25 protein-coding genes and 1 tRNA gene are annotated in these 23,133 nt (G+C 37.0%); 7 read left to right on the top strand and 19 right to left on the bottom strand.

All coding sequences use genetic code 11. The annotated features are described in order from the left end of the window. Window positions 1–78 precede the first annotated feature (78 nt). From IGL28_RS03945 to map, 6 genes are all read right to left on the bottom strand, one after another. Window positions 79–795 (bottom strand): glycosyltransferase family 2 protein, encoded by a 717-nt coding sequence (locus IGL28_RS03945; protein WP_081128594.1) that lies wholly within the window; start codon window positions 793–795, stop codon window positions 79–81. A gap of 13 nt (window positions 796–808) precedes the next feature. After that, window positions 809–1,633 (bottom strand): glycosyltransferase, encoded by an 825-nt coding sequence (locus tag IGL28_RS03940; RefSeq protein WP_081128592.1) that lies wholly within the window; start codon window positions 1,631–1,633, stop codon window positions 809–811. Beyond that, window positions 1,630–2,430, bottom strand: coding sequence for a glycosyltransferase (locus IGL28_RS03935; RefSeq protein ID WP_010719748.1), 801 nt, complete (start codon window positions 2,428–2,430; stop codon window positions 1,630–1,632). Before IGL28_RS03935 ends, IGL28_RS03940 begins: the two co-directional genes overlap by 4 nt. Next, entirely contained in the window at window positions 2,430–3,560 is a 1,131-nt protein-coding gene (locus tag IGL28_RS03930; protein ID WP_010719749.1) for a glycosyltransferase family 4 protein, read from the bottom strand. Before IGL28_RS03930 ends, IGL28_RS03935 begins: the two co-directional genes overlap by 1 nt. Window positions 3,561–3,628: 68 nt before the next feature. Beyond that, window positions 3,629–4,552, bottom strand: a complete 924-nt coding sequence (locus tag IGL28_RS03925; protein ID WP_010719750.1) for a YihY/virulence factor BrkB family protein — start codon at window positions 4,550–4,552, stop codon at window positions 3,629–3,631. Window positions 4,553–4,578: 26 nt separating this feature from the next. Further along, window positions 4,579–5,343, bottom strand: a complete 765-nt coding sequence (map, locus tag IGL28_RS03920) for a type I methionyl aminopeptidase (RefSeq protein ID WP_010719751.1) — start codon at window positions 5,341–5,343, stop codon at window positions 4,579–4,581. Window positions 5,344–5,501: 158 nt separating this feature from the next. Here map and IGL28_RS03915 point away from each other — a divergent pair, with 158 nt between their 5' ends. Continuing rightward, on the top strand, window positions 5,502–5,942 hold the full coding sequence (locus IGL28_RS03915) for a flavodoxin (protein ID WP_010719752.1): 441 nt from the start codon (window positions 5,502–5,504) through the stop codon (window positions 5,940–5,942). 189 nt (window positions 5,943–6,131) lie between these two features. On the opposite strand, the gene IGL28_RS03910 is transcribed toward IGL28_RS03915, so the two are convergent. Then, window positions 6,132–6,701, bottom strand: a complete 570-nt coding sequence (locus IGL28_RS03910; RefSeq protein WP_010738183.1) for a TetR/AcrR family transcriptional regulator — start codon at window positions 6,699–6,701, stop codon at window positions 6,132–6,134. A 258-nt stretch (window positions 6,702–6,959) separates the two neighbouring features. Here IGL28_RS03910 and IGL28_RS03905 point away from each other — a divergent pair, with 258 nt between their 5' ends. Together IGL28_RS03905 and IGL28_RS03900 are read left to right on the top strand one after the other, a co-directional pair. Then, window positions 6,960–8,192 (top strand): aminopeptidase, encoded by a 1,233-nt coding sequence (locus IGL28_RS03905; RefSeq protein WP_081128590.1) that lies wholly within the window; start codon window positions 6,960–6,962, stop codon window positions 8,190–8,192. 317 nt (window positions 8,193–8,509) lie between these two features. After that, window positions 8,510–8,905, top strand: a complete 396-nt coding sequence (locus IGL28_RS03900; protein ID WP_081128588.1) for a hypothetical protein — start codon at window positions 8,510–8,512, stop codon at window positions 8,903–8,905. Between the two features lie 61 nt (window positions 8,906–8,966). Here IGL28_RS03900 and IGL28_RS03895 read toward each other — a convergent pair. Next, window positions 8,967–9,040: transfer RNA gene (locus IGL28_RS03895), tRNA-Arg, on the bottom strand. Between the two features lie 152 nt (window positions 9,041–9,192). On the opposite strand from IGL28_RS03895, the gene IGL28_RS03890 reads away from it, so the two are divergent. Next, window positions 9,193–9,357: a hypothetical protein gene (locus tag IGL28_RS03890; protein ID WP_010719756.1), complete on the top strand. Its 165-nt coding sequence runs from the start codon at window positions 9,193–9,195 to the stop codon at window positions 9,355–9,357. A gap of 158 nt (window positions 9,358–9,515) precedes the next feature. Here IGL28_RS03890 and IGL28_RS03885 read toward each other — a convergent pair whose 3' ends face one another. From IGL28_RS03885 to sfsA, 11 genes are all read right to left on the bottom strand, one after another. Next, the gene (locus tag IGL28_RS03885) at window positions 9,516–10,697 is read right to left on the bottom strand and encodes a GNAT family N-acetyltransferase (protein WP_010719757.1); all 1,182 of its coding nucleotides are present in this window, start codon (window positions 10,695–10,697) and stop codon (window positions 9,516–9,518) included. A gap of 145 nt (window positions 10,698–10,842) precedes the next feature. After that, complete coding sequence (locus IGL28_RS03880) at window positions 10,843–11,256, bottom strand: DUF3284 domain-containing protein (protein ID WP_010719758.1); 414 nt, start codon at window positions 11,254–11,256, stop codon at window positions 10,843–10,845. Continuing rightward, window positions 11,256–11,438, bottom strand: a complete 183-nt coding sequence (locus tag IGL28_RS03875; RefSeq protein ID WP_010719759.1) for a DUF3188 domain-containing protein — start codon at window positions 11,436–11,438, stop codon at window positions 11,256–11,258. The genes IGL28_RS03880 and IGL28_RS03875 overlap by 1 nt, the downstream gene beginning before the upstream one ends. A 27-nt stretch (window positions 11,439–11,465) precedes the next feature. Beyond that, a complete protein-coding gene (locus tag IGL28_RS03870; protein WP_010719760.1) occupies window positions 11,466–11,687 on the bottom strand; it encodes a hypothetical protein in 222 nt (73 codons plus the stop codon). Between the two features lie 63 nt (window positions 11,688–11,750). Beyond that, on the bottom strand, window positions 11,751–13,208 hold the full coding sequence (locus tag IGL28_RS03865) for a PTS sugar transporter subunit IIC (RefSeq protein ID WP_034698839.1): 1,458 nt from the start codon (window positions 13,206–13,208) through the stop codon (window positions 11,751–11,753). Between the two features lie 124 nt (window positions 13,209–13,332). Further along, window positions 13,333–13,653: a PTS lactose/cellobiose transporter subunit IIA gene (locus IGL28_RS03860; RefSeq protein WP_010719762.1), complete on the bottom strand. Its 321-nt coding sequence runs from the start codon at window positions 13,651–13,653 to the stop codon at window positions 13,333–13,335. 25 nt (window positions 13,654–13,678) lie between these two features. Continuing rightward, window positions 13,679–13,996, bottom strand: coding sequence for a PTS sugar transporter subunit IIB (locus IGL28_RS03855; protein WP_010719763.1), 318 nt, complete (start codon window positions 13,994–13,996; stop codon window positions 13,679–13,681). A gap of 154 nt (window positions 13,997–14,150) precedes the next feature. Next, window positions 14,151–16,853 (bottom strand): sigma 54-interacting transcriptional regulator, encoded by a 2,703-nt coding sequence (locus tag IGL28_RS03850; protein WP_438843895.1) that lies wholly within the window; start codon window positions 16,851–16,853, stop codon window positions 14,151–14,153. A gap of 64 nt (window positions 16,854–16,917) precedes the next feature. After that, window positions 16,918–18,207 carry a DEAD/DEAH box helicase gene (locus tag IGL28_RS03845; protein WP_081128584.1) on the bottom strand — a complete coding sequence of 430 codons (1,290 nt, stop codon included), beginning with the start codon at window positions 18,205–18,207 and terminating at the stop codon, window positions 16,918–16,920. 1 nt (window position 18,208) lies between these two features. After that, a complete protein-coding gene (locus IGL28_RS03840) occupies window positions 18,209–19,222 on the bottom strand; it encodes a Gfo/Idh/MocA family protein (protein ID WP_010738192.1) in 1,014 nt (337 codons plus the stop codon). A 16-nt stretch (window positions 19,223–19,238) separates the two neighbouring features. Then, window positions 19,239–19,967 carry a DNA/RNA nuclease SfsA gene (gene sfsA / locus IGL28_RS03835; RefSeq protein WP_010719767.1) on the bottom strand — a complete coding sequence of 243 codons (729 nt, stop codon included), beginning with the start codon at window positions 19,965–19,967 and terminating at the stop codon, window positions 19,239–19,241. A 161-nt stretch (window positions 19,968–20,128) separates the two neighbouring features. On the opposite strand from sfsA, the gene IGL28_RS03830 reads away from it, so the two are divergent. From IGL28_RS03830 to zwf, 3 genes are all read left to right on the top strand, one after another. Further along, the gene (locus IGL28_RS03830; protein WP_010738194.1) at window positions 20,129–20,521 is read left to right on the top strand and encodes a DUF4828 domain-containing protein; all 393 of its coding nucleotides are present in this window, start codon (window positions 20,129–20,131) and stop codon (window positions 20,519–20,521) included. A gap of 247 nt (window positions 20,522–20,768) precedes the next feature. Next, window positions 20,769–21,416: a metal-dependent transcriptional regulator gene (locus IGL28_RS03825; RefSeq protein ID WP_010719768.1), complete on the top strand. Its 648-nt coding sequence runs from the start codon at window positions 20,769–20,771 to the stop codon at window positions 21,414–21,416. A 14-nt stretch (window positions 21,417–21,430) separates the two neighbouring features. Beyond that, window positions 21,431–22,960 (top strand): glucose-6-phosphate dehydrogenase, encoded by a 1,530-nt coding sequence (gene zwf / locus IGL28_RS03820; RefSeq protein WP_081128582.1) that lies wholly within the window; start codon window positions 21,431–21,433, stop codon window positions 22,958–22,960. Window positions 22,961–23,133: the final 173 nt, after the last annotated feature.

Genomic DNA, 23,133 nt, shown 5'->3' with positions numbered 1-23,133 from the left:
TCTCCTTTTCAATTTAAAATTCACCTTGTTATTATCTCATCAAACTTGTTATTTGTCATGGAATTATTAACGATTTAACTATCTTTTATTAATTCCAAACCATTTTCTCTTCACAAGCGCCTTGATCAGATTCAACCGCCAGGTAATTTTTTGGGTTAGTTTAGTGTTTGTTTTGATTTCACTCACATTAAAATCATGTCTACGATAAAGTGTCAATGTTTCTCTAATAAACCCAACACGAGTTCCACCTAACATTCCAATCCACATATCATGCATTGGTACTTCAGAAGGAATCGGTACTATTTTTTTCTTTAATGAAGATCGAAAAGCCATGCCGGCACCGATATAATTACTCCGAATCAAATTATTGAGCCAGCCTGTTCGGGAATGCCGATAGGAAAAATACGACGCGTGTATCTCATTGAGTTGACCATCCACAATCACTAGATCACTCACTACTACTAATTGTTGCGGATTTTCTTCAAAATATGCGGTGATCTTAGCCACCTTATTAGGTAGCCATACATCATCTTGGTCTGCTAAAAAAATGATGTCACCTTTAGATTGTTGAATGGCATGGTTGAAGTTGGCAATGACACCTTTCCTTGGTCCTTCAACAAATTTGATTCGATTGTCTAGTTGCGTGTATTCCTTTATAATTTGACAAGTTTCATCTGTCGATCCATCATCTGAAATAATCAATTCATCCTCAAGTGTCAGTTGGTTTAAAATACTATCCAATTGTTCTCTTAAATATCTGCCACCATTAAAGGTAGCCATACAAACTGATCGCACAAATTCACACCCTTCAGTTTTCAGTAAATGATTGTAATGTCAAACGCCATATTTTACGATTTCTGACTGTTAAAAATTGTTTTACTGTACGTAACAATAATTGTTTTCGATGACGCGGTAACATTTCTTTATCATAATTTTGATAAAAAGTTTTTTCAGCTTTCAGTATCGACTGATACCTTGTAACAGAAACTTTCTGATAATCAAGAACTGAAAGATCATGTTCCATTTTTTCAGGTAAGATAAAAACCGTCTTTTTGAACTGATAGATCGTCCAAAAAAGCCAATGATCCAAGAAATCAAGGGGAAAATCTAAATTAAAACCGCCAATTTCCTTTAAAAATTTGATAGAAAAAACAGCACCCGAATTAATCGCCATGATTCGTCTTTGACTGAGCTGTGATCGCTCAACCTTTTCAACTTGACGATTGATATAGCGATCCGCAAAAACAGGCGATATTTGGTTGCTTCCAGCATAAACCAACGGAACTGCTGCAACCAATTCATCTGTCCAATCAATCGTTAATAGCGTATCAAAATACGTTGCAGTCAATTGACTATCATGATCGAGTGTAACGAAATAGCGAATATTCTGCTGCGCATGATTCAACGCATAATTATAAGCCGTAGCTAGACCAGGATTTGATGGATCATGATAGTAGCTTATATCTTTGTCTTGTTCTAATAATGGCTCCAATTGCTTAACGGGACTATTATCATAAACAACCAGTTGAATCTTCTTCTCTTTGACAGCTTTCATGAGCAGATCAAAAGAAGGCGATTGACTAAAACGCTGCTGGTATAATACGATAACGACTACTATTTTGGGTATGGTCAAAAGAAAGTCCACCCCCACTTATTGAAAAATTTCACCATTGACTGTAAAAAGATACGAAAAAGTTTAAAATTGCGATGAGCGCCTTTTCCATATAAATGAACAATCGTATATAACGGCGTATAAAGGAGTTTTTCTCCTGCTTTTTCAAAAGTTAAGCAAAGATCATTATCTTCAAAATACATAAAATAGCGATTATCAAACCCGTTGACTTTTTTAAATTTATTGACATCAACGACCATAAAACTACCAGAGATCATACGCACGTAGCTATTGGTTGTTTCTGACAAATCATGGCATTCGAATTTTGCTAAACGTTGAGCAAACAACTGCTTGACAAAACGAGCCGGAATAAACCGCAATACATAATCGAATACATCTAATTTTTGGCGAATCAAATGTTGTGTCGTACCATCTTCATTCAATATTTTAGGTGCTAACATGGCACATTCTGGATGTTCCTGCAAAAGTTTGACCAAATCAACGACTGTCTGCTGATCCACCAGAATATCTGGGTTAAAGATCACAGCATAAGAAAAGTCACTCGTTAATAAATTATGGTTATGTCCATAACCAAATCCTTTATTTTCCTGATTAAAATAGATTTTGACAAACGGATACTTTAGATATTCTTTCAATCGTTCTTGGTAGTCAATCGACGAAGCATTATCGAAAATCAAGATCTCAACCATGGCTTGGTCATTTATGCTGGCTAGAAGCGTATCTAACGTTTGAAAAATCTTTTGACTATTAGCCGTTACGATGCTAATTAAAATCGGTTGTTTTTGATTTATTTTCATTAGTGTCTAGTCCATTTCCTTTTATATTTCTGTATGACTTGTGTTCGATATTCTTTATTGCCTAAAAAACGTAAAGTTTTAAGAATGTACTGATGCTTCTCGTTGATCAATCCAATCAACTCAAACAATAAAATAGCCGCAAATAGCATCGAAACGATCAAAACAATCGAACCGAGACGCCCAGTATAGTTCATGATCATGGCAGTAAATGAAAACATCAATGCCATAGCATAAATGGTCAAAACTGCTCCTTTATGCGTAAAACCTAGACTCAATAATCGATGATGTAGGTGTTTTTTATCTGCTGTAGAAAAAGAGACACGGTTCGCTTTTCTGCGAATAATCGCAAAAAATGTATCTGTTACTGGAACGCCCATCACAATCAATAATGAGATAGAAGAAACAAATGTTACATTCTTCAGACCTTGTAGAGAAAGAACAGCCATCATAAATCCTAAGAACAATGCCCCAGTGTCTCCTAAGTAAATTTTGGCAGGATAAAAATTATAAGGAAAAAAGCCAATAATGCTTGCCACTAAACAGAATATGACGATTGGTATGTATACTGTAGAAGCATGTAGGAAAAAATATCCGATAATACCTATTGTAATCAACCCGATCAACGAGATTCCGGTTGCCAAGCCGTCTAATCCATCAATCAAATTAATTGCATTAGTGATACCGAAAATCCAAAAAATGGTCACAGGAAAACTCAGCCAACCCAATTCGATATAACCAAAAAAGGGCAATGTTACTGAATCAATGTGAATATCTGCCACAAAATAGACGATCAACGCTGCTAATAAGATCCCGACGGACTTTTGTTTAGGCGTCAACTCGTATTTATCATCCAGTACTCCCGTTAGAATGATCACTAAGGAAGCTAGTAAAATAGGAATGATATAAAATTTGGGAATGATGTCACGAAAAAACAATAAGGTGGATACGACAAATGAAATAAAAATGGGTAGTCCCCCAGCTGAAGGCATAGGTATTTCATTAATACGTCGCGCATTCGGTTTATCCACCATTCCGGTTTGGACAGAAATAATTTTAAATATGGGCGTTAGTACTAAAGATAACAAGATTGTTAAAAAAAATTTGACAACCATACTAAATGAAACAAGCATATTGGCACCTACTTTAATTAAGAGTCTAGAATTATTATAAAACACTCAAGCAATAAAAACTCGCAGTTCTATTTTTTTTTATGAGAAAATTTATTTTTGAAACGAATCCACCATTTATTTGTAGAAACTCGTCTTTTCTTGATTTCGTTACCTGTTATGTATTCTTGCACAACAGCATTGATGATTCCGCCAAATATAATGATTGTAGCAGCAAAATTGAGCCATAGCATCAAGACGATGAAACTCCCGATGATTTGGTATCCACTGACTCTTGTTGCAAAGTATTTTGCGTAGATTCCAAACACCTGAGATAGCAACATCCAGCCGACAGTAGCAAAAATCGTTCCCGGAATCACTGCTTTTAGTTTTAATTGCGCATTCGGTACTATCACATAAATCAAAAACATAATGATAAATAAGACAACTAAGGTAATCGGCCATTTCAAAGTTTGGAACTGGATGATCACATTGCCAGAAAAATTAAAAATCGGTTGGAGCGCTTCAAGTATCATTTGACCCAGTCCTAAAAAAATCGTTACGCCACTAATCGCAATCATGAAAAGCAAAATCACTACTAATGAAAAGAAACGGACGATCAAAAAATTCTTTCTATTTTCTACACCATAAGCCTTATTCATGGCAATTTGTAAAGCGTTGATACTTTGACTGGCAGACCACAAAGCAGCTAAAGCAGATAACGACAACAAGCCACCGGAACTTTGCGTTAACAAATTTCGAATTGCAGGACCGATAAACTGATAGACCGTCTCAGGGATGATTTGCCGCACATAAGTCAATACTGTCTCTTGATCGATCTTTAGAAATGGCAAAATATTACCAAACGCAATAATTAGGGGAAATAAAGACAATAATAAATAATACGCCACAACAACTGACGTGGTACCCATTTCTGAATCAGTGATCCGTTTTTTTGTTGTTGCAATAAAACGCATTAAATTCTCATTTTGCTTTATTTTCCCTAATAATTTCATCAAATTCTCCTTATTGATCTAGCTTCTCAATACGTACCTTCTTCACCTTGAGAAGTTAAGATTCTTGGTCCATCTTTCGTAATTGCCAGTGTATGTTCATATTGGCAAGACAAGCCACCATCTCTTGTATAAGCAGTCCAGCCATTTGGATCCATTTTCATTTTCCAAGTTCCAGTATTAACCATTGGCTCAATGGTAATAACCATCCCTTCTTTTAACCGTAGACCTTTTCCTGCTTCACCATAATGAGGGACAGCAGGTTCTTCATGGATCGTTGGACCCACACCATGACCAATAAAGTCACGGACAACCGCTAAGTTTTCACTTTCAACATAAGTTTGGATAGCATGACCAATGTCGCCAATTCGGTTCCCAACTTGCGCTTGTTCGATTCCCAGATACAAAGCTTTTTTTGTCACTTCCATCAAGCGGTCAATTTCCGGTGTTGACTCTCCCACTACATAAGCCCAACAAGAATCAGATATGCCGCCTTTTAAATCGATACACATATCCACTTTCACTAAATCGCCATTTTTCAGCGGTTTTTTACGTGGAAATCCATGACAAATTTCGTCATTGATGCTAATACAAGTCGCATACTCATAGCCTTCAAATCCAATTTGAGCCGCAATCCCACCATGGCTTTCAATATAGTTACGAACAAAAACTTCAATATCCCAACTCGTCACGCCTGGTTTGATAAAATCTCGCAGATTTTTATGTACATCCGCTAACAACGCGCCAGACTCAGCCATTGTTTCAATTTCTCGTGCTGATTTCAATGTAATCATATTTTCGTCTCCTTTTTACAAATCTTCCTCATTTTACCATAGTGTCCGGTCGTTCGCCAAATCAGATTCTCTTCACATGACTTGTTTTCTTTTAGTAAAGGTTTTGGTATAATCTGTAAATGTTAGAGGATCATATATCAATAAGTAGGAGGCAACCCATGGCTTTAGCAAAAATCGTTTACGCAAGTATGACTGGCAATACAGAAGAAATTGCTGATATCGTAGCAGAAGCTTTTGAAAATTTAGATATTGATGTTGAAATCAATGAATGTACTCAAGTGGATGCAGATGAATTTGAGGATGCAGATATTTGTGTCGTCGCAACTTATACATACGATGATGGTGACTTACCAGATGAGATCGTAGACTTATATGAAGATTTACAAGAACTTGACTTGTCTGGAAAAATCTATGGCGTTTGTGGTTCTGGAGACACTTTTTATGATGAATTTTGTAAGTCCGTAGATGACTTCGATGCTGCCTTTGCGAAAACAGGAGCAGTCAAAGGAACAGAAAATGTTAAAGTTGATTTAAACGCTGAAGAAGAAGACATCGAAAAACTCGAAGCATTTGCTAAGGCGCTTGTTTCAAAATTATAGGCCAAAGCAGTCAGCTCACAGCTGAGAACTTTTGGCAAAACTTCAATTATTTGATAAAAAAAACGTGTGATGCTGGAGAGAGTTAGCGTCACACGTTCTTTTTATCATGTTTTTAGAAGCTTTTTTAATTTCAAAAAATCAATGTGTATGTTTGAGAAAGACTTTCGAGAAATACTTCAAGTAGTTTGTTTAATTCACTTGGATCGTTTCTTTCGTATTTAGCGTCGCATTGATGCTATCTTGGATCATTTTTTCAATTTGTTCCTTGGTCGGATGAATGATACTTGAAGACATCAGTGCCGCTAATCCTGTAGCGATGATCCAAATTGTGTTATGCAAAGACTCAATTTGTTCCGCAGATAGATCAGCATACTCTGGATCTTTCTTGACCGTCTCGACAAAATAATTATAAGAGAAGTTTTGCATCTCCCTTCCCCCACCATATTCTTCTAAGTACAGAGAACTGTATAATTTTTTCTCTCGATTGGCAAAATCAATATAGTTTACAGCTAAATCGATAATGGTATTTCCTGTATGTACAACTGGGAACACTTCATGCTTCAAGTACTCGTAAATCTGAGCAAATAAGGCTTGCTTCAGATCATCCATGTTTTTGAACTCAAGATAAATCGGTTGAGTCGAACAATTCATTTTATTTGCAATATTCCTTGCCGTAAATTTTGAAAATCCTTCTGTGGTAGCCACTTCAAAAGCGGCTGCCAAAATCTGATCTTTTGTGATCGTCTTTTTTCTTGCCATAATTTTTTAATCTCCTTGAAATTATTTATAACGCTTCCACCATTGATTAATTTAATTGTAACATGATTATTTTGTTATGCACAACTTGTTTTTTTATTTTTAAAAAATTACTTTAAAAACAATCAATTTTATAAATTCTAGACATCATTTAGAAGAACATCCATTTTTTTATTTTACGATTCTGGCAGATTGTCTCTAAAAGAATTAAATGTTATCATACAAATAGCTATTGGATGAAACATTAGGAGGAAATGGATTATGTTAGAAAATTTTAATGAGAACCTCGAAAAATATGCACGATTAATTGTTGAAACCGGCGTAAACGTCGAAAAAGACCATACAGTTGTTTTACAAATCAACGTCGATCAAGCCCCATTAGCTCGCTTGATCACCAAAGAAGCCTATCGTTTAGGTGCAGCTGAAGTGATCGTACAATGGACGGACGACGTGATCCAAAAAGAATTTCTTTCTTACGCTGCACAAGACCGCCTTGAAACTGTTCCACAATATAAAATTGATCAGACTGATGATTGGATCGCTAAAGGCGCTAGCCGAATCAGTGTTGTATCTGCCGATCCAGATGCTTTTGGTGGCGTAGATGGAAAACGAATCGCTACGTATCAAACTGCCGCTGGCAAAGCAATGATGAATCTAAGAAAAGCGACCCAAGCAAATAAAGTAAGCTGGACTGTAGTCGCTGCGGCTGGTAAACAATGGGCAGCTAAAGTTTTCCCAGATTTACCAGAAGAAGAACAACTGGATGCGTTATGGGATCAAATTTTTAAAACAACTCGTATTTACGAAGAAGATCCTGTACAGGCTTGGAAAGAACATGATGAAAAATTAGCGAAAAAAGCTGCTGAATTAAATCAAGAACAGTTTACTGCCCTACACTATACTGCCCCTGGCACAGATATCGTCATTGGCCTACCAAAAAATCATCTTTGGGAAGGCGCAGGAAGTTACAACTCCCGTGGAGAAAAATTCATGGCAAATATGCCTACTGAAGAAGTGTTTACTGCACCTGATTACCGACGGATCGATGGTTATATCTCTAGTACAAAACCATTGAGCTATGCAGGTACGATCATCTCAGGGATGAAGTTTACTTTTGAAGCTGGAAAAGTCATTGATTTTTCTGCTGAACAAGGTCAAGAAGTATTGGAAACCTTGCTCAACACTGATGAAGGCGCACGCTCATTAGGAGAAGTAGCGCTCGTTCCCGATCCTTCGCCAATTTCTCAATCGGGTATTATCTTTTACAATACGTTATTTGACGAAAACGCGTCGAATCACTTAGCTCTAGGATCTGCGTATGCCTTTAGTGTCGAAGGTGGTACTGAAATGACCGATGAAGAACTTGTGCAAGCTGGTCTTAACCGTAGTCAAACCCATGTTGATTTTATGGTTGGTTCTGACCAAATGAATATTGACGGTATCCGTGAAGACGGTTCTACTGTTCCAGTATTTAGAAATGGTGACTGGGCTTAATCTGATAAAACGATACAAAAAAAGAGGAGAAATCTTAAACGACCTCCAAAAGTTAGATTTTTGGTCTAACTTTTTGGGGTACTACAGACTTCTTCTCTTTTTTGTGATGATTATTTCTATTACAGACAACACTTTTCCCTGCTGATCACTGAAAGATGGTCGAATAAGCGATTTTTTGATCCTGTTGTTCAAGTTTTTTATAAAAATTATTTATACTATCTATCACGAAATTCTATTAATACATTTTCTGTTTTTTGATAAGATTGACAAAAACAACATTCATTATTAAAAATTAGAAAAAATGATGGAGAGATAGTATGCCTTTTATTGTTTATTTTTTTGTCTTACTATTAACACTTTATATCCCTCTGCCGACTGTATTATTATTTTTTCATCGTTTAGCTAACCAACATGATATGCTCACGACTATTCACAAATTCATTTTACTATTTTTGGTTTGTTTAGATTATCGGTTCAGTTTCTACTGTATTTATCAATGTAAAATAAAGAAACAATACTACTTGTACCTTATCTTGATTAATATTATCGAATTAGGCATCCATTTTTATTTACTGGTCAAATACCAAACAGTTTGCTTAACTATCATCACTTTGAGCCAGTTATTATTGCTTATTTGTATGTTTACTTTTCCTTTATCAAAAAAATTTAGAAAAGCTGTCTTTCATTCACCAGAAAAATCGAATGTAGCGTAGAAAACTATCTTGGTCCCACACAAACAAAAAAACCTGAACCACAACGGTTACAGGTTTTTAACGTTCCTGACTGGAATTGAACCAGCGACCTATCGCTTAGGAGGCGATTGCTCTATCCTACTGAGCTACAGGAACAAGTTCTCAATAATATTATTTTAGCTTGTTTAAGAAGCACATGCAAGCTTCTCTTAGAAAAATCATTTTTCTTCCTAAGCAAAACGTTTCCACTAGCTTTTGACGAGTGATAAAATAGAATTATCCAACAAGTGATGAGGGAGGTTTTATTTATGAAAGACAAACCAAAAGAAGAAGTATATGCTGAACGCTTTGATGCTTCTAAACAAGAACGAGAACAACTATCAAAAGAAGCCATTAAACAGCATGAAGATGAAAAACCTCAGAAAAAAGAAAGTCGCAAATTCAAGTTTACTAAAAAAGAAGATTTGCTGTAGAGAAATGAGATAAATCAGTGGCAAAAAAGCAATCTGATTTTCAGAATGATATCGAAAAAATTTCAAAATAGCTTTTTATACGATAACGCCCTCCAAGAATTCGTCGAAAACCTTGGAGGGCGTTATATGCGTTGAGCAACAAACATTTTACGTTCATTTTAAAAATAATCATTTAGAATAGGTTGCTGACTTGGAAAGCATGGCGCCATTTCTAATAGAGCTTCAGTTGACAATTGGATGTGATTGTAAAAAACAAGTTCTTCCATCTGACGATACCCCATTAATAATTGAGTCATGCGTTGAATGGTGCCACTGATGGTTGGTAATTTTGTTTCTGTTACTTTTTCAATTTTCACCTCTGCATTTGATACAGTGATCTCAAAGATCCCTTCATTCCACTGTGCGTAAGGATCATCTGTTACTTCTAAAGCAAAAGTGAGCGCTTGTTTTTTGAAAGGATAGTCTTTCAAAAACAACTCAAGATCAACAATTCTGCCCATCATATATGGCGTGATCGTCATTTGTGCAAAAGGATTTTTAAGCAAATAATTTTGATCACTACCTGAATAACCACAAGCATAGTCAAAAGAAGCAAACGCCCCACTATGGGAACTAACAAACCTCACTAATCCTTGAAAGGCTTCATGACTCAAATAGCCCCATTCCACTACTACAAATGTTGGTGCCGTTAACTGGTAAACCACATATCCCGCTGCTTGACCAGATTCATCGTAATACAGCGCATAATGATTATCTGTCTTTTGCTTAAACTTATAAGTATACCACCAGTCTTCTCTACTTAATCCACCACGTTGATTTGCTGGCATTTGTTTATAAATCATTTCTATGACTTCTTTTGCTTGTTCAAAAGTCACTCGTTTCATTTTGCCAGCCGTCTTTTTCACGTTCGGTACATCTCGACTATCCAATTGATAATTGATTTTATCAAACAATTGCTCATAACCGTAGCGACGATAAAATGGGTAAGAAAATGGAGCAAGATAAGAAAGACTTACTTTTCTTTCACGGCAATCTTTTAAGATTTTTTCCATGATTTGATTGATCCCGCCTTGTCCCCTAGCTTCAGGATAAGATGCTACATAACCGATTCCTGCCATTAAATACTGTTGCCCATAAAATTCAACAGAAAAAGGCGTCGCCATTACTTGGCTAGTGAGTTGCTCTTCCTCGTCAAAAAAACCATAATTCCATGAATTTTCAACGATCAGTTTGAATCGTTCACGTCTTGCAGGTGTATCCTGCGCATTAAATGCATAGGTTGCTAGTTCAAACATCGCTTCTTGATAAGCAACACCAAGTTCTTTTACTTCATTTGCCATTTTTGTTACCCCTTCCATCAAAAACAATAAAAAATTGTGTCAAGTTCAGTGATCCAACCATAGTCACTTTATCAAAATAAAAATGTTATTTCAATAAATCACTATTTAGCTGAATCAACTGCTTCTTGCCACAATTAGTTTTTTACTAGTAAGTTTCTTCGATCATTACTAACATTTTTTTGAAGCGACGTTTTTTAAAATACATCAACATCGTTCCTAAAATCATATCATTCAATTTTTGTAGCATCCCATATGATTGCATTTGTTCCGTATAACGTACTTCGCAGGTTTTATCATCTAACGCTTTGATTTGATAATGGACGACATAATCATTTTTTGTGGTAGATGTTCGAAATTTATACGACTGATTTTCAATAACTTCCTCGATCTTGATGCGAGCGCGGCTATTTTGTGAGAATTGTTTGACGTATTCAAGGTTTTTAAGTTGTTTACGAGTAACCGATTTTCCAGTCGCTTTACGTACATCAAAAAGGACAGAGTCCATCACTTTATCATAGAAAAAGGATGCTGGAATATTTAAAGTTTTAACGATTTCCATTAGCTATTTTTCCCCTTTGCTTCTTCTCTTTTTTTCCCTTTTAAAAAGAAATGTATACCTAAACCTGCCAGAAATAGTCCTGTAGCCATACTATACAAATCATAGTTTTGCGAACTAGGATTTAAACAATACAATACGATCAGTGAACCAATACTACATAAAAATAAGCCGTTTTTCATCATTTTGAACCCTTCCTATCTTACAACCAGTTAAACTGCTGTTGCTTGAAAATATAAAACAGTGCCCCATGGTTGTGCTTTGATTAATGCTTTTGCTTTTTGTGCTGCTGCTTCTTTATCTTGTGCGCTCGTCTCAAAAAACAATTTGATCCCTTGTTTTTCTTTAAATGTATATGAAAAGCCATCTTCATTGTAACCTTCTAATAACTCTTTGATAGCATCTTGTTGCATGGCACTTGCGATTGAAATCATTTTAGTTCCTCCTAGATTATTGTTTAGAGAGCAGAAGCAAAAAATGCTTCTGCTCATTGATTTTTATTGTTCGCCTGCTGCTGGATCCATCTTATTCGCTGAGATAACGAACGGTGCCCAGATCAAGAAAGTCACGATCATACATACTAATGTCACGATTGGCGCACGCCAGTCTGCTCCGGTAGCTAGGAACGAGAGTAAGAATGGTGGAACAACCCACACGACTGACTGCGATACTGGGGCGACCAAACCAAAGTAAGTTGCTCCCCAACCTATAGCTGTTGCAACAACAGGTGCTAATAAGAATGGGATGAACATGATAGCGTTCAATACAATCGGTAAACCAAACATAACTGGTTCATTGATATTGAAAATACCAGGTCCGATCGACAATTTGGCAACTGTCAAATAATCGGCACGTTTAGAAAGGAGTAAAATAGCAATCAATAGAACGATCGTACCACCAGAACCCCCGAACCAAGCGAAGGCATCAAAGGATCCACGAACCCACATATAAGCCTTACCATCTTCAATTGCATCTAAGACTGCAGGTGTTCCTGTTTTGCCATTGTAACCTTTTTGGAAAATATCGATATTGATCAATTGTGCTTGACCCCAAATTCCTTCTAAAACTGGAGCTAACACGTTTGGTCCATGAATACCAAAGAACCAGAAGATCTGAACAAAGACCGTAACGATCAAAACAGCACCGATCCCTTGAGATAATCCCAAGAAAGGTTCAGCGATATATTTTTGAACTAAATCAATGATCAATTGTCCGTCAGCGATACGGCCAACGATATAATTAATAATAGCAATGACATATAAAGCGATCGTTGCTGGCAGAATTGCGGCAAAAGCCTTCGATACTGCTGGTGGTACAGAATCTGGCATTTTGATCGTAATGTTGGCTAACATTAATTTACAGAAAATAATGACAGAAATAGCACCCATGATCATGACTGTGAAATAAGAGTTTCCATTTAAATGATCAAGTTTTAGCCAACCCCAAAGACCAACAGATAAATTTCCATCCGCGATCGTTGCCCCTAATTCTGTTCCATTGATGGCATCAACGATATTTTGCGGAACATTCACGTTCAAAGCGGCTGACAATGAAGGACCAAAAGAAATTCCTTGGATCAAAGTTGCCAGACCAACGATCCCTCCGGCTAGGTCATTGACCCCATAAGCTCTCGCAAGATTGTATCCCCAAGAAAAGGCAAAAATCAAGCCGGCAATTGCTAAAGTTCCATTCCATACAAATCCATTAATTCCAATAATAACATTTAATACTGCAAAAATTCCTTTGTCCGCTGCTAAACTATCTGCATACGTACTATTAAATTGCTGTGGTAAATCTCGAATAATTGCATTGATCATTACAGCGACTGATCCCGCCATTGTTGCAGGTAAAGTACCGATAAAAGCGTCACGCAAAGCAACTAAATGTTTCTGCGCGCCAATTTTTGCGGCAACCGGAAGGATGTATTTCTCCATCCAACTTGTTAATCCGTTCATTTTTATATCCTCCTATAAGTTGTTTATATAAAGAATTGCTTCCTCATACCAAATTAAAAAAATCCGTTCAAAATTTTTTCTTCTTCCGTTCAAAAAAGAAGGTTCTATTTTCGTTCATCTGTCTTTATTCGACATTGATTCTTCGGTAAAGTTCAATAAGTTCTTCTGCTAAATCAGTAAAAGCAATCGACGTCATTAAATGGTCTTGACTGTGTACGGTCAATAACGTGACCTGAACATGGTTTCCTTGTGCTTCTTGTGTCAACATTTGCGTCTGTGAATGATGGGCTTGGACTAATGATTCCTTTGCATCCATTATTTTTTGATCCGCTAACTCGAAATTACCTTTTTTAGCCGCAGAAATCGCTTCCATTGCATCGCTCTTGGCATTACCACCAAACATGATGAGTCCCATGATGGCTTCGAGATTTTGTTGATCTTCCACATTTTTTCCTCCATTTCCTATAGATTTATTGCATCAAATTTTCGGCTTGTTCTAGTACTTTTGCACCATTCATCATGCCGTAATCTTGCATATTGATTACATCTAGCGGAATCCCTTTCGGTGCTAATTTTTGCTCAAATTGAGCTTTCATAAACCGGACTTGAGGTCCTAAAAGTAAGACATCGACATTTTTTGCTTCAAGATTATTATCAGCGTCTGAAGCTGAAACAGCAAAAATATCTGCCTCCATTCCTTTTTCTTCTGCAGCTTTTTGCATTTTCGTAACTAGCAAACTTGTACTCATCCCCGCAGAGCATACTAACATAATCGTTTTTTTCGCCATTTTCTCCACTCCTTTTAATTTGTTTTACACATTTTTATAATGCAAGAAGCATGCCAAACAAAAAAAGAACCAAAATAGCGTTTTCATAGCCTTTGGTCCTTCTTTTCTGTGCGCACACTGATGTTATCTGTGTAAAAAAATAGATTAGTGTGTTTTATTTTTTAATTTTATTTTCAATAAACATTTGCGTTAAGAAGGCAATCTCATTTTCTGGGATATTCACCTGATATTTCCGTTCCAATCCAATAAGATTCGTTCGAACGATGTCCATTTCTAAACGATAAATTTTTGAGAAAGTAGACAGATTCTCAAATTCTCGGGTCTTCTCATGCTTGATCAGTCCATCCAGTAAAAAGGCTAAATGAATCACGATCCCAATGTCTACTCCTGGCTCTACTATAATTGAGAGATCCGTTTGGATTTGCTGGATATTTTTTTGTAAAGAATGGATCAAAAGCTCTACCGAAGAAATCGAATTTAACGAATCTTTTAATGAATCAACGATTTTGGCAGTTGGAACTTCATCATCAGCGATCCGCTTGAGCATATTCAATTTCTCATCGTTGAAGACATCATACGCTGAGAAAAACGGAATATTTTGGTAATCCACATCTACCGTGCCCGCAATTGCTTTGATCTCATATTCTTCTAATAATGCATCAATGTGTCGCTTAAATGATTCTCGTTCTAAAAACTGCATTTGGATCACTTCGACCTTTTTCTGGTCGATTACAGGAACAATCCGCTGGTATAATTTAGCTGCTACACCTTCCCCAGTAAAACAAGTAACGATCACCGCTTTTTTACGTTCATAGGTCTCAGTTTGTTCTTCTTTGAATTGGTCCTTGACGATCGTTTCAAAGGAAATCTGGATACTTTGATAGATATCTTCCAAGCTCCGCCCAACATTCGCCATCCGTAATGCCTCAATCACGATCATCGTACTACTCATTGTAATTGCTTTCGTTTTGATTCCAGTCTCTTCAAAAATCAAGTCACCAAAGGTATTTAAAGAACCCATATCCGTCAGTAAGATCAATCCATTCGTCAGACTTGCCTGACGATTTTGAACATAAGCCAGCACTTCTTCATACATCGTTTGGACTTCCATGGCTAACGGCATATTAAATGCTGTACCTAATTTCGTTCCTAATAATTCTTGCGCCATTTCCAACATACTTGAGGCGGTTTGTCTGCCGTGCATCAAAACTAAGACCTCAACTTTATTTTCTTTTACTGGTTCACTTTCGCCAAGATTAATGGAAAGAAACATACTGATAAAACCAATTTCGTCAAACGGAATTTCAATTTGTTGTTCTTCTTCAATGATCGTAGATAAATCAATGGCTACTTGAAATTCCTTTTTAAAATTTTTGCGTACGTTGTTGAGATCAGGATGAACAATCATGTGTCCTTCTTTGACCCGATCCAATGTACTTTGCAAATGAAGGGCAAAGGCAAATCGAGCTTTTTCATTGTAGATTCGATCCAACCTAGCTTCTGCAACATCGTATAACTCGTTGGTTAACCGCCAAATGTCATCTGGCAACAGATCTTTTGGAATCGTACTCTTTGTCAACTCTTTGACATAAGTTTGGAAATAAGCATCTACATCTTTCGAGATCAAAGTTTCTAAATCAATACTTTCGACACCCGTTTCTGATAAAGAAAGCATTTTTTCTTCGATATCATTATAGACCTGCATGTTTCGTTCTGGATCTTGTGACCAAACAACATCAGCAAAACCAGGCTCAAAAGTCAGGTATTGACTCTTACTATCCATAAAGCGATCCAAACGTTCAGGTACTTCTTTGATTTTCAACAACCCTTTTTGTACTTGGAGAGACAGTTCTTCTTTACGAATGATCAGTTTTTCTTCATTATGTGTCCGATAATGTAAAAATGACTTCGCACACACTAATTTCAAATCACGCTTGACTTGTCCGATATTTCCTTCTGCATCATAAAGCATAAATGCCAAAATGGCTTCTTTTTCGATATCAATACGTTGATTCAAACGATTGGCTTCTTGTTTGATAAATAAAGAAATGATTTCATAACGTTCATCTAATGAACGAGAAGCCAGATTTGGTAATGTGATTGCCATAGGAATTCGGCGATTAAAGGTTGTCAAAAAACTTTCGGATGACTCGGTGGTTGCTCCAATGATCTGAACAGATGCTTCATGGACGTGGGCGCTTTCTCCCAACGGACGATAGACCCCTTTATCAATAAAAGTAAACAACATTTCTTGTCCTTCCGGAGGTAAACGATGAATTTCATCAAGAAACAAGATCCCGCCATTCGCTTTCGCAATCAACCCTTGACTATCTTGCGATGCCCCAGTATAAGCTCCTTTTTTGATTCCAAAAATATGTCCAAACAGTAACTGTGGATTCTGCGCATAATCCGCACAGTTAAATGAAATAAAAGGTGCATCTTCTGAGAGCATTTCAGAATCAATCGCAAAATGATACATACATTCTGCAAACATCGATTTACCCGTTCCTGTCTCACCAAAAATGATTGTATGCAATCCTCGAGGAGGATATAATATGGCTGCCTTAGCTTGCTGGATGCTTACTTTCAAAGAATCATTTTCACCAACTAGTGTATCAAACGTCACTTGGGTCGATGCATCAACGTGAACTTTGTCAGAGGCTGTTTTTTGCGGAGGCAATGAATAGACGACTGGTCTGCCGGAACTTTTGATAATATAGCGGTCTTTATAGAGATCGCTGAGATATCGACTTGCATTACTTCGATCGATTTTTAGATGTTTTGCCACATCACTTGCCGTCAATCCTTGCTGTTTCTCATGCAATAGATCCAATATTTCTTCTTGTCTTTCGTTCATACAATCCCCCACTATCCTCAAATAACGCTGATTGCGTTTTCAATATAATAACACAAAAAGGCGCTTATTTGCGCCTTGCTCCTTTATTTTTCTGCTTTTTTTGTTTGTTTTTAAGCTTTTTCTTTGGCGTACTATTTTTTTCAACTTGTTCTTTTTTCGAAGGACCAAATGGAGCAGTTTTTTTTGTGTTTTTGTCATTGGCTTCTTCTTTTTGTGAGAGTTCTTTTTGTGGCAATTCTTTGACTAATTGTCCACCATGAAGAAAAATCTCTTCCATATCAATCGCCATATGACGTGTTAATTTTTTCAACTCTTTAACTGTATGATCTTGCACGAACGTGATCACGGTTCCGTCTTTCCCCATCCGTCCGGTTCGCCCTGAACGATGCAGATAAGCTTCTTCCGTTAAGGGAATTTCGGCATTCACAACATAAGGTAATTGTTCGATATCTAATCCTCTGGCTGCTACGTCAGTCGTGAACAACATCGTGATTTTTTTATTCTTGAATTGATCAAGTGCTGCTTTACGTAACAATTTATTTTGATCGGAAGCTAAGCTGCCAACTGAAACACCACGAAATTGTAATTTTTCTTCCATTGTCCCTAATTCATTGAGTTGGTTGAAAAAGACTAGTCCATGAAAATCTGTGACATAAGCAAGCCGTCTCAAATACTCTTCTTTTTTACGAGGTGGTATCCTTAAATAGTAATGTTGCTGACCTTTTCTAGAGTCATCGTCTTTTGTGACATCAACAACTGGGATGGAAGCCTTTGTGATTTCTTCAATTTTACTGATTGAGCGATCAGCTGTTGCTGAGAAGAATACTAATTGATAGTCCACAGGGGCTTGTCGCAAAATTTGTTCCACTAATGAACGATTCCCCTCATCAAACAATTGATCTGCTTCATCAAAAACAATCGTTTGCAACTGATGAGCTTTTAATTTTTTGGTCTTCATCAATTCCAGCACCCGTCCAGGAGTTCCTACTAGCACTTCTGGTCGTTTTTTCAAACCTTCGATCTGCCTTTTGACGTTAGCTCCGCCCACAAGTGATTGGACTTTTAATGCCAATCCTTTTGACCACTCACGAGCCACTTCTGCGACTTGAATTGCTAATTCTTGCGAAGAAACAAGGATTAGTAAAGTACTTCCCCCCTCTTTAGGGACATTCAGCAGCAAAGGTAAAAGATAAGCTAATGTTTTGCCTGAGCCGGTTGGTGAAATACCAATAATTGATTCTTTTTCTTTAAGCGGTTGAAAAGCAGCCTGTTGGATCAGAGAGGGTGTTTGAAATCCCTTTTCCTGCCATTTTTCTTGCCAAGCTTGTGGAAAGTTTTTTACAAATTCATTCATTTTAAAAATCGTCCTCATTATCGGCATCAAATTTGATGCCACCATTTATTCTAAGATCGTAAACTACTTGGTTCACATTGCGAGCAAGTTCGATCCATTCTTCATATCGTAATCCCCAAGCTGGATCGTTTGGATGATTGATCACATTGGCAAAATCAGCTGCCTCTTCTGCCATGGGATTTTCAGCTGCGGTAATTGCTAATGCATCAATTTCCTGATGTTCTCGATCATGGAACTCTGCTTTTTCAATCGCATTGACCCCATTCATGACTAATGTTCCTGAATTAAAGTAGATTTCTGAAGGTAAGTAAGAATCCCCGATTTTACCAGGTTGAATCGTGACATCAAAGGTCTCATAACGCAAGATCCCCCAACCTAATCCATCAACACCAGTTGAGATCTTTCGTGGGAAATAGTGAACTTCTGAAGGCATCCCAAACCATCCTATCGTAGCATAAACGAGATAAACGCCCAGATCCATCAGCGCACCACCAGAAAATCGGGTAGAGAAAATATTTGGTACTTCTCCTGCTAGTACTTGATCGTAACGAGAAGAATATTTCATATAACTAAAGTTGGCACCGAGGATCTCATCTTTCAATGGAAGATAGTCAGCAATTTTTTTGAATCCTGCTTCATGGATGTTTCGTGCAGCTTCAAAAAAATAAACATTTTTCTCATTCGCTAGATGAATGATCTCATCCATTTCTTTAGGCGTACTAAATGCCGGTTTTTCAACAATAACATTTTTCCCTGCTAAAATGCCTTGTTTTGCTTGTTGAAAATGCAGGCTGTTAGGCGAAGCAATGTATACCGTATCAAGATGTTCCAGACCAAAAAAAGTTTCTAAATCTGTCGCATAGGCAATATCTCCCTCATACTTGGCGCCAAATTCTTGTGCTTTTTCTAAATGTCTCGAATAAACTGCTGTTAATTCATATTGTTTCGTGCTTAATGCTGCTTGCACAAATTGATGGGTGATCCAGTTGGTACCAATAATTCCTAAATTGATCATTTCATTTACCTTCTTTCTATTTATTCGGGTCTTCAAACGATGCCTCTACATCAAATGGTATGGCTTGTTTCAAATTGACACAATCCGCTGTTACCTGACAATTATAGGCTAAAACATTCACGCCGTTTAACTGTCCGTAGCGTATGATATTGGCTAACTCCGGTTGCATTGCTTCGTTGATTGTTGCCAGATGAAGGTGTTCAAACTGTGCGATAAACAACACGTAAGTTTCATAGCCTTCCTGTCGCGCTTCCACTAATTCTTTCACATGTTTTAAACCTCGTAACGTTGGCGCATCAGGAAACGCCCCAATTCCTTTATTTTCTAAAGTCATTCCCTTTACTTCGACGAACACTTTTTGTCCTGAATCTGTTTCTAAATAAATATCAAATATGGACTGTCGATAGCGGACTTCACGCTTGAACTTAACGATTTTTCCGATCAACGATGGCAACTGGATTGTTCCAGATAAAATTCCTTCTAATGCCAAACGGTTGGGAAGTTGACTATCGATATTGAACCAGTTATCCCCTTTTTTCACAGCAATTAAATCATAATCTGTTTTCCGTTTTAAACTAGGTGTATATGCAACCGCTACTTTCGCTCCTGGTAGAAGGACTTCTTTACCTCTTCCAGTGTTTTTCACATGGGCTACGATCACTTCTCCTTGTTGGTTCAAGCAATGAGCGATGAAACGATTCGGTCGTTCAATAAAAAAAGCGATTTCTACTTGCTGGTACTTCAAAAACGGTCACCTTTCTTCCTACTATGTATCCTACCATAATTTCACAAAAAACTCTTGAAAAACCAGTCGAAAGTCCTAGAGAAATCTTTATTTTTTTTAGGTACAATGAAACTGACAGAAAATGATCGTTGGAATTAAAAGAGGTTAGGAGTGACAATCGTATGATACGTAAAAAAACACTTTATGGAATCCTTGCATTTTTTGCTATTTTATTTGGAAAATTCTTTCTGAAAAAGAAACAGCCAACCACCAAAGACTTTGATCCAACGCAATATCATGGAACCTGGACCTTTATAGATAAAAATCAACAAAAACAACAACTACTGGTCACAGAAACGTTTGATTTATCTATCAACGGTCACTCCTTAGTAACGGAATTGGTCGAACTAACTCCACAGCAACTCGTCTTGCGAGATCAATATGGTTTTTATTTGATCCTATCATACAGTGATACGACCTTTTATGATGAATCATCCGATACTTCTTATACGTTGACAAAACAAAATAGTTCCTCAAAAGAGGGTGTGACAAGAGCGGCTAACTCTGAGAAATAAGTCGAAGAATTTCCAAAAATCTCCTCCTGTTTTTGGAATTCTTCGGCTTATTTTTGATAGAGCCACTTCTTGAACGACTTTTAGAGCAAGTCCTATATCCCAAACGCTTTTCATTCCCTTCATCATTGATTTACCTTTCTGTATTTCTTCGTTTATTTTACGTTTTTTGTCTAGAAAAATAGTCATTTGATGTTTTTTTTGATAAACTTACTAATGATGGTTTCATACCATGAAAGGATGATTAAACATGACACCAAATCGAGAAGATTACTTGAAAATCATTTTGGAATTAGGCGGAGACACGACAAAAGTAAATAATAAACAAATCGTTTCCAGTCTTGCTGTGTCTCCAGCTTCTGTTAGCGAAATGATTTCCAAACTTGTGAAAGAACAACTCGTTGAGCATTCTCCTTATCAAGGAGTTCAACTTACGGAGACTGGCTTACAAAAGGCAAGTAGTTTGATTCGCAAACATCGTTTATGGGAAGTTTTTTTAGTCGAACATTTAGATTATAGCTGGAACGAAGTCCATGATGATGCTGAAGTGTTGGAACATGTGACTTCAGAACAACTTGCTGACCATTTAGAAGACTATTTGAATCATCCTATGCACTGTCCACATGGTGGAATTATTCCTAAAAAAGAACAAGTGGTTCATGAAGAACGTAGACAAACATTAGAGTCTTATCCAGTTGGTTCTAAAGTTCGCATCGCTCGAGTGTTGGATGAAAAAGAACTATTGGACTATCTTGTGACGATTGACTTAAACATTGATGAAGAATACGAGATTGTAGATGTTGCCGCTTATGAAGGACCGATCACAATCCAAAATCAACAAAAGAAAATCCCTGTCAGCTTTAAAGCAGCCAGTACGATTTTTGTCGACAAATTATAAAGGAGTACACCCATATGGCTAATGAAAAAAATGTCTTATTTACAATCTTTGGTGGTACAGGTGATTTAGCACAACGCAAATTGTATCCTTCCTTGTTCCGCCTTTATAAAAAAGGAAATCTAGGAAAACATTTTGCAGTAATCGGTACTGCTCGTAGACCTTGGAGCGATGAACATTATCGTGAAGTGGTCGCTTCGACGATCCAGTCCTTGAATCCGACTGAAGAAGAAGCAAAAGAATTTGCTAGTCATTTCTACTATCAATCACATGATGTAAATGATTCTACCCACTACAATACTTTAAAAGACCTAGCTGACCGCTTAGATGAAACCTACCAATTAGCTGGCAATCGCATCTATTATTTAGCCATGTCTCCAGAATTTTTCGGTACGATCGTTTCTCATCTTAAATCGCAACATATCGTTACTGAAAATGGTTATAATCGCTTGATCATCGAAAAACCATTTGGTTCAGATTATCAATCTGCATTCGAGCTGAATGAAAAGATCCGTCAAGTCTTCCCTGAACAAGATATTTTTAGGATTGATCATTATTTAGGTAAAGAAATGATCCAAAATATCTCAGCAATTCGTTTTGCTAATAACATTTTTGAATCACAATGGAACAATCGCTATATCGATAATATTCAGATTACATTCGGTGAAGCTTTAGGTGTTGAAGATCGTGGTGGCTACTATGATCACAGTGGTGCTTTAAAAGATATGGTCCAAAACCACATTCTACAAGTACTAGCACTTTTAGCGATGGAACCTCCTGTCGCCTTTTCTGAAAAAGAAATTCGTGCAGAAAAAATCAAGGCACTGAAAGCTGTGCGAATCTATGAAAAATCTGAAGCATTAAAAAACTTTATCCGTGGGCAATATGCACCTGGTGAGTTAGATGGTAATACATTTAAAGGCTATCGTGAAGAAGATAAAGTAGATCCTGAATCTACTACCGAAACTTTTGTAGCTGGGAAGTTTGTCATTGACAATTTCCGCTGGTCAGGTGTTCCCTTTTATGTGCGCACTGGGAAACGTTTGACAGAAAAAGGAACTCGGATCAATATCGTCTTTAAACAAGTCCCAGTCAATGTTTTTAAAACTTCGGTCGAAGATGAACCTTGTGAAGATAGGACATTACCACCAAATGTTTTAACGATTTATATCCAACCAACGGAAGGTTTCTCTTTAACATTAAATGGAAAAGAGGTTGGACAAGGGTTTAACACTGAATTTAGAAGATTAGAGTACCGCAATAGCGCTGAAATGGTTGAAAACAGTCCTGAAGCTTATGAGAAGCTGCTTTTAGATGCTTTAAAAGGTGATGGTACAAACTTTTCACATTGGGAAGAAGTTGCTCAATCTTGGCATATCGTCGATGTCATTCGTAAAGCTTGGGATCAAGTGGAACCTGAATTCCCTAATTATAAAGCTGGAACAATGGGACCAGAAGCTGCATTTGAATTGCTGGAAAAAGATGGGTTTGAATGGATCTGGCAACCAGATGGCTGGTACCGTGATCGTGGGAAGCTAGAAGACTAGCTGTGTGTAACGTTTAAAAGTAAAAATTTACTAACATTAAGAGTCTGGGATATTAATCAGTTATGTTCTGATTAATATCCCAGACTTTTTGGCTCCTCTCAGCTCTATATGGATAATGAAATCACTCTATTAAAACGAAAAACATCAAAGCTAGTAACTCTTACTAACTTTGA

Origin of the sequence: Enterococcus sp. AZ077, from assembly GCF_051714965.1 — a bacterium.
GTDB lineage: Bacteria > Bacillota > Bacilli > Lactobacillales > Enterococcaceae > Enterococcus_B > Enterococcus_B hirae.
The sequence above is the reverse complement of the archived record's forward strand: the minus strand, read 5'-3'. Positions and strand labels throughout refer to the sequence as shown.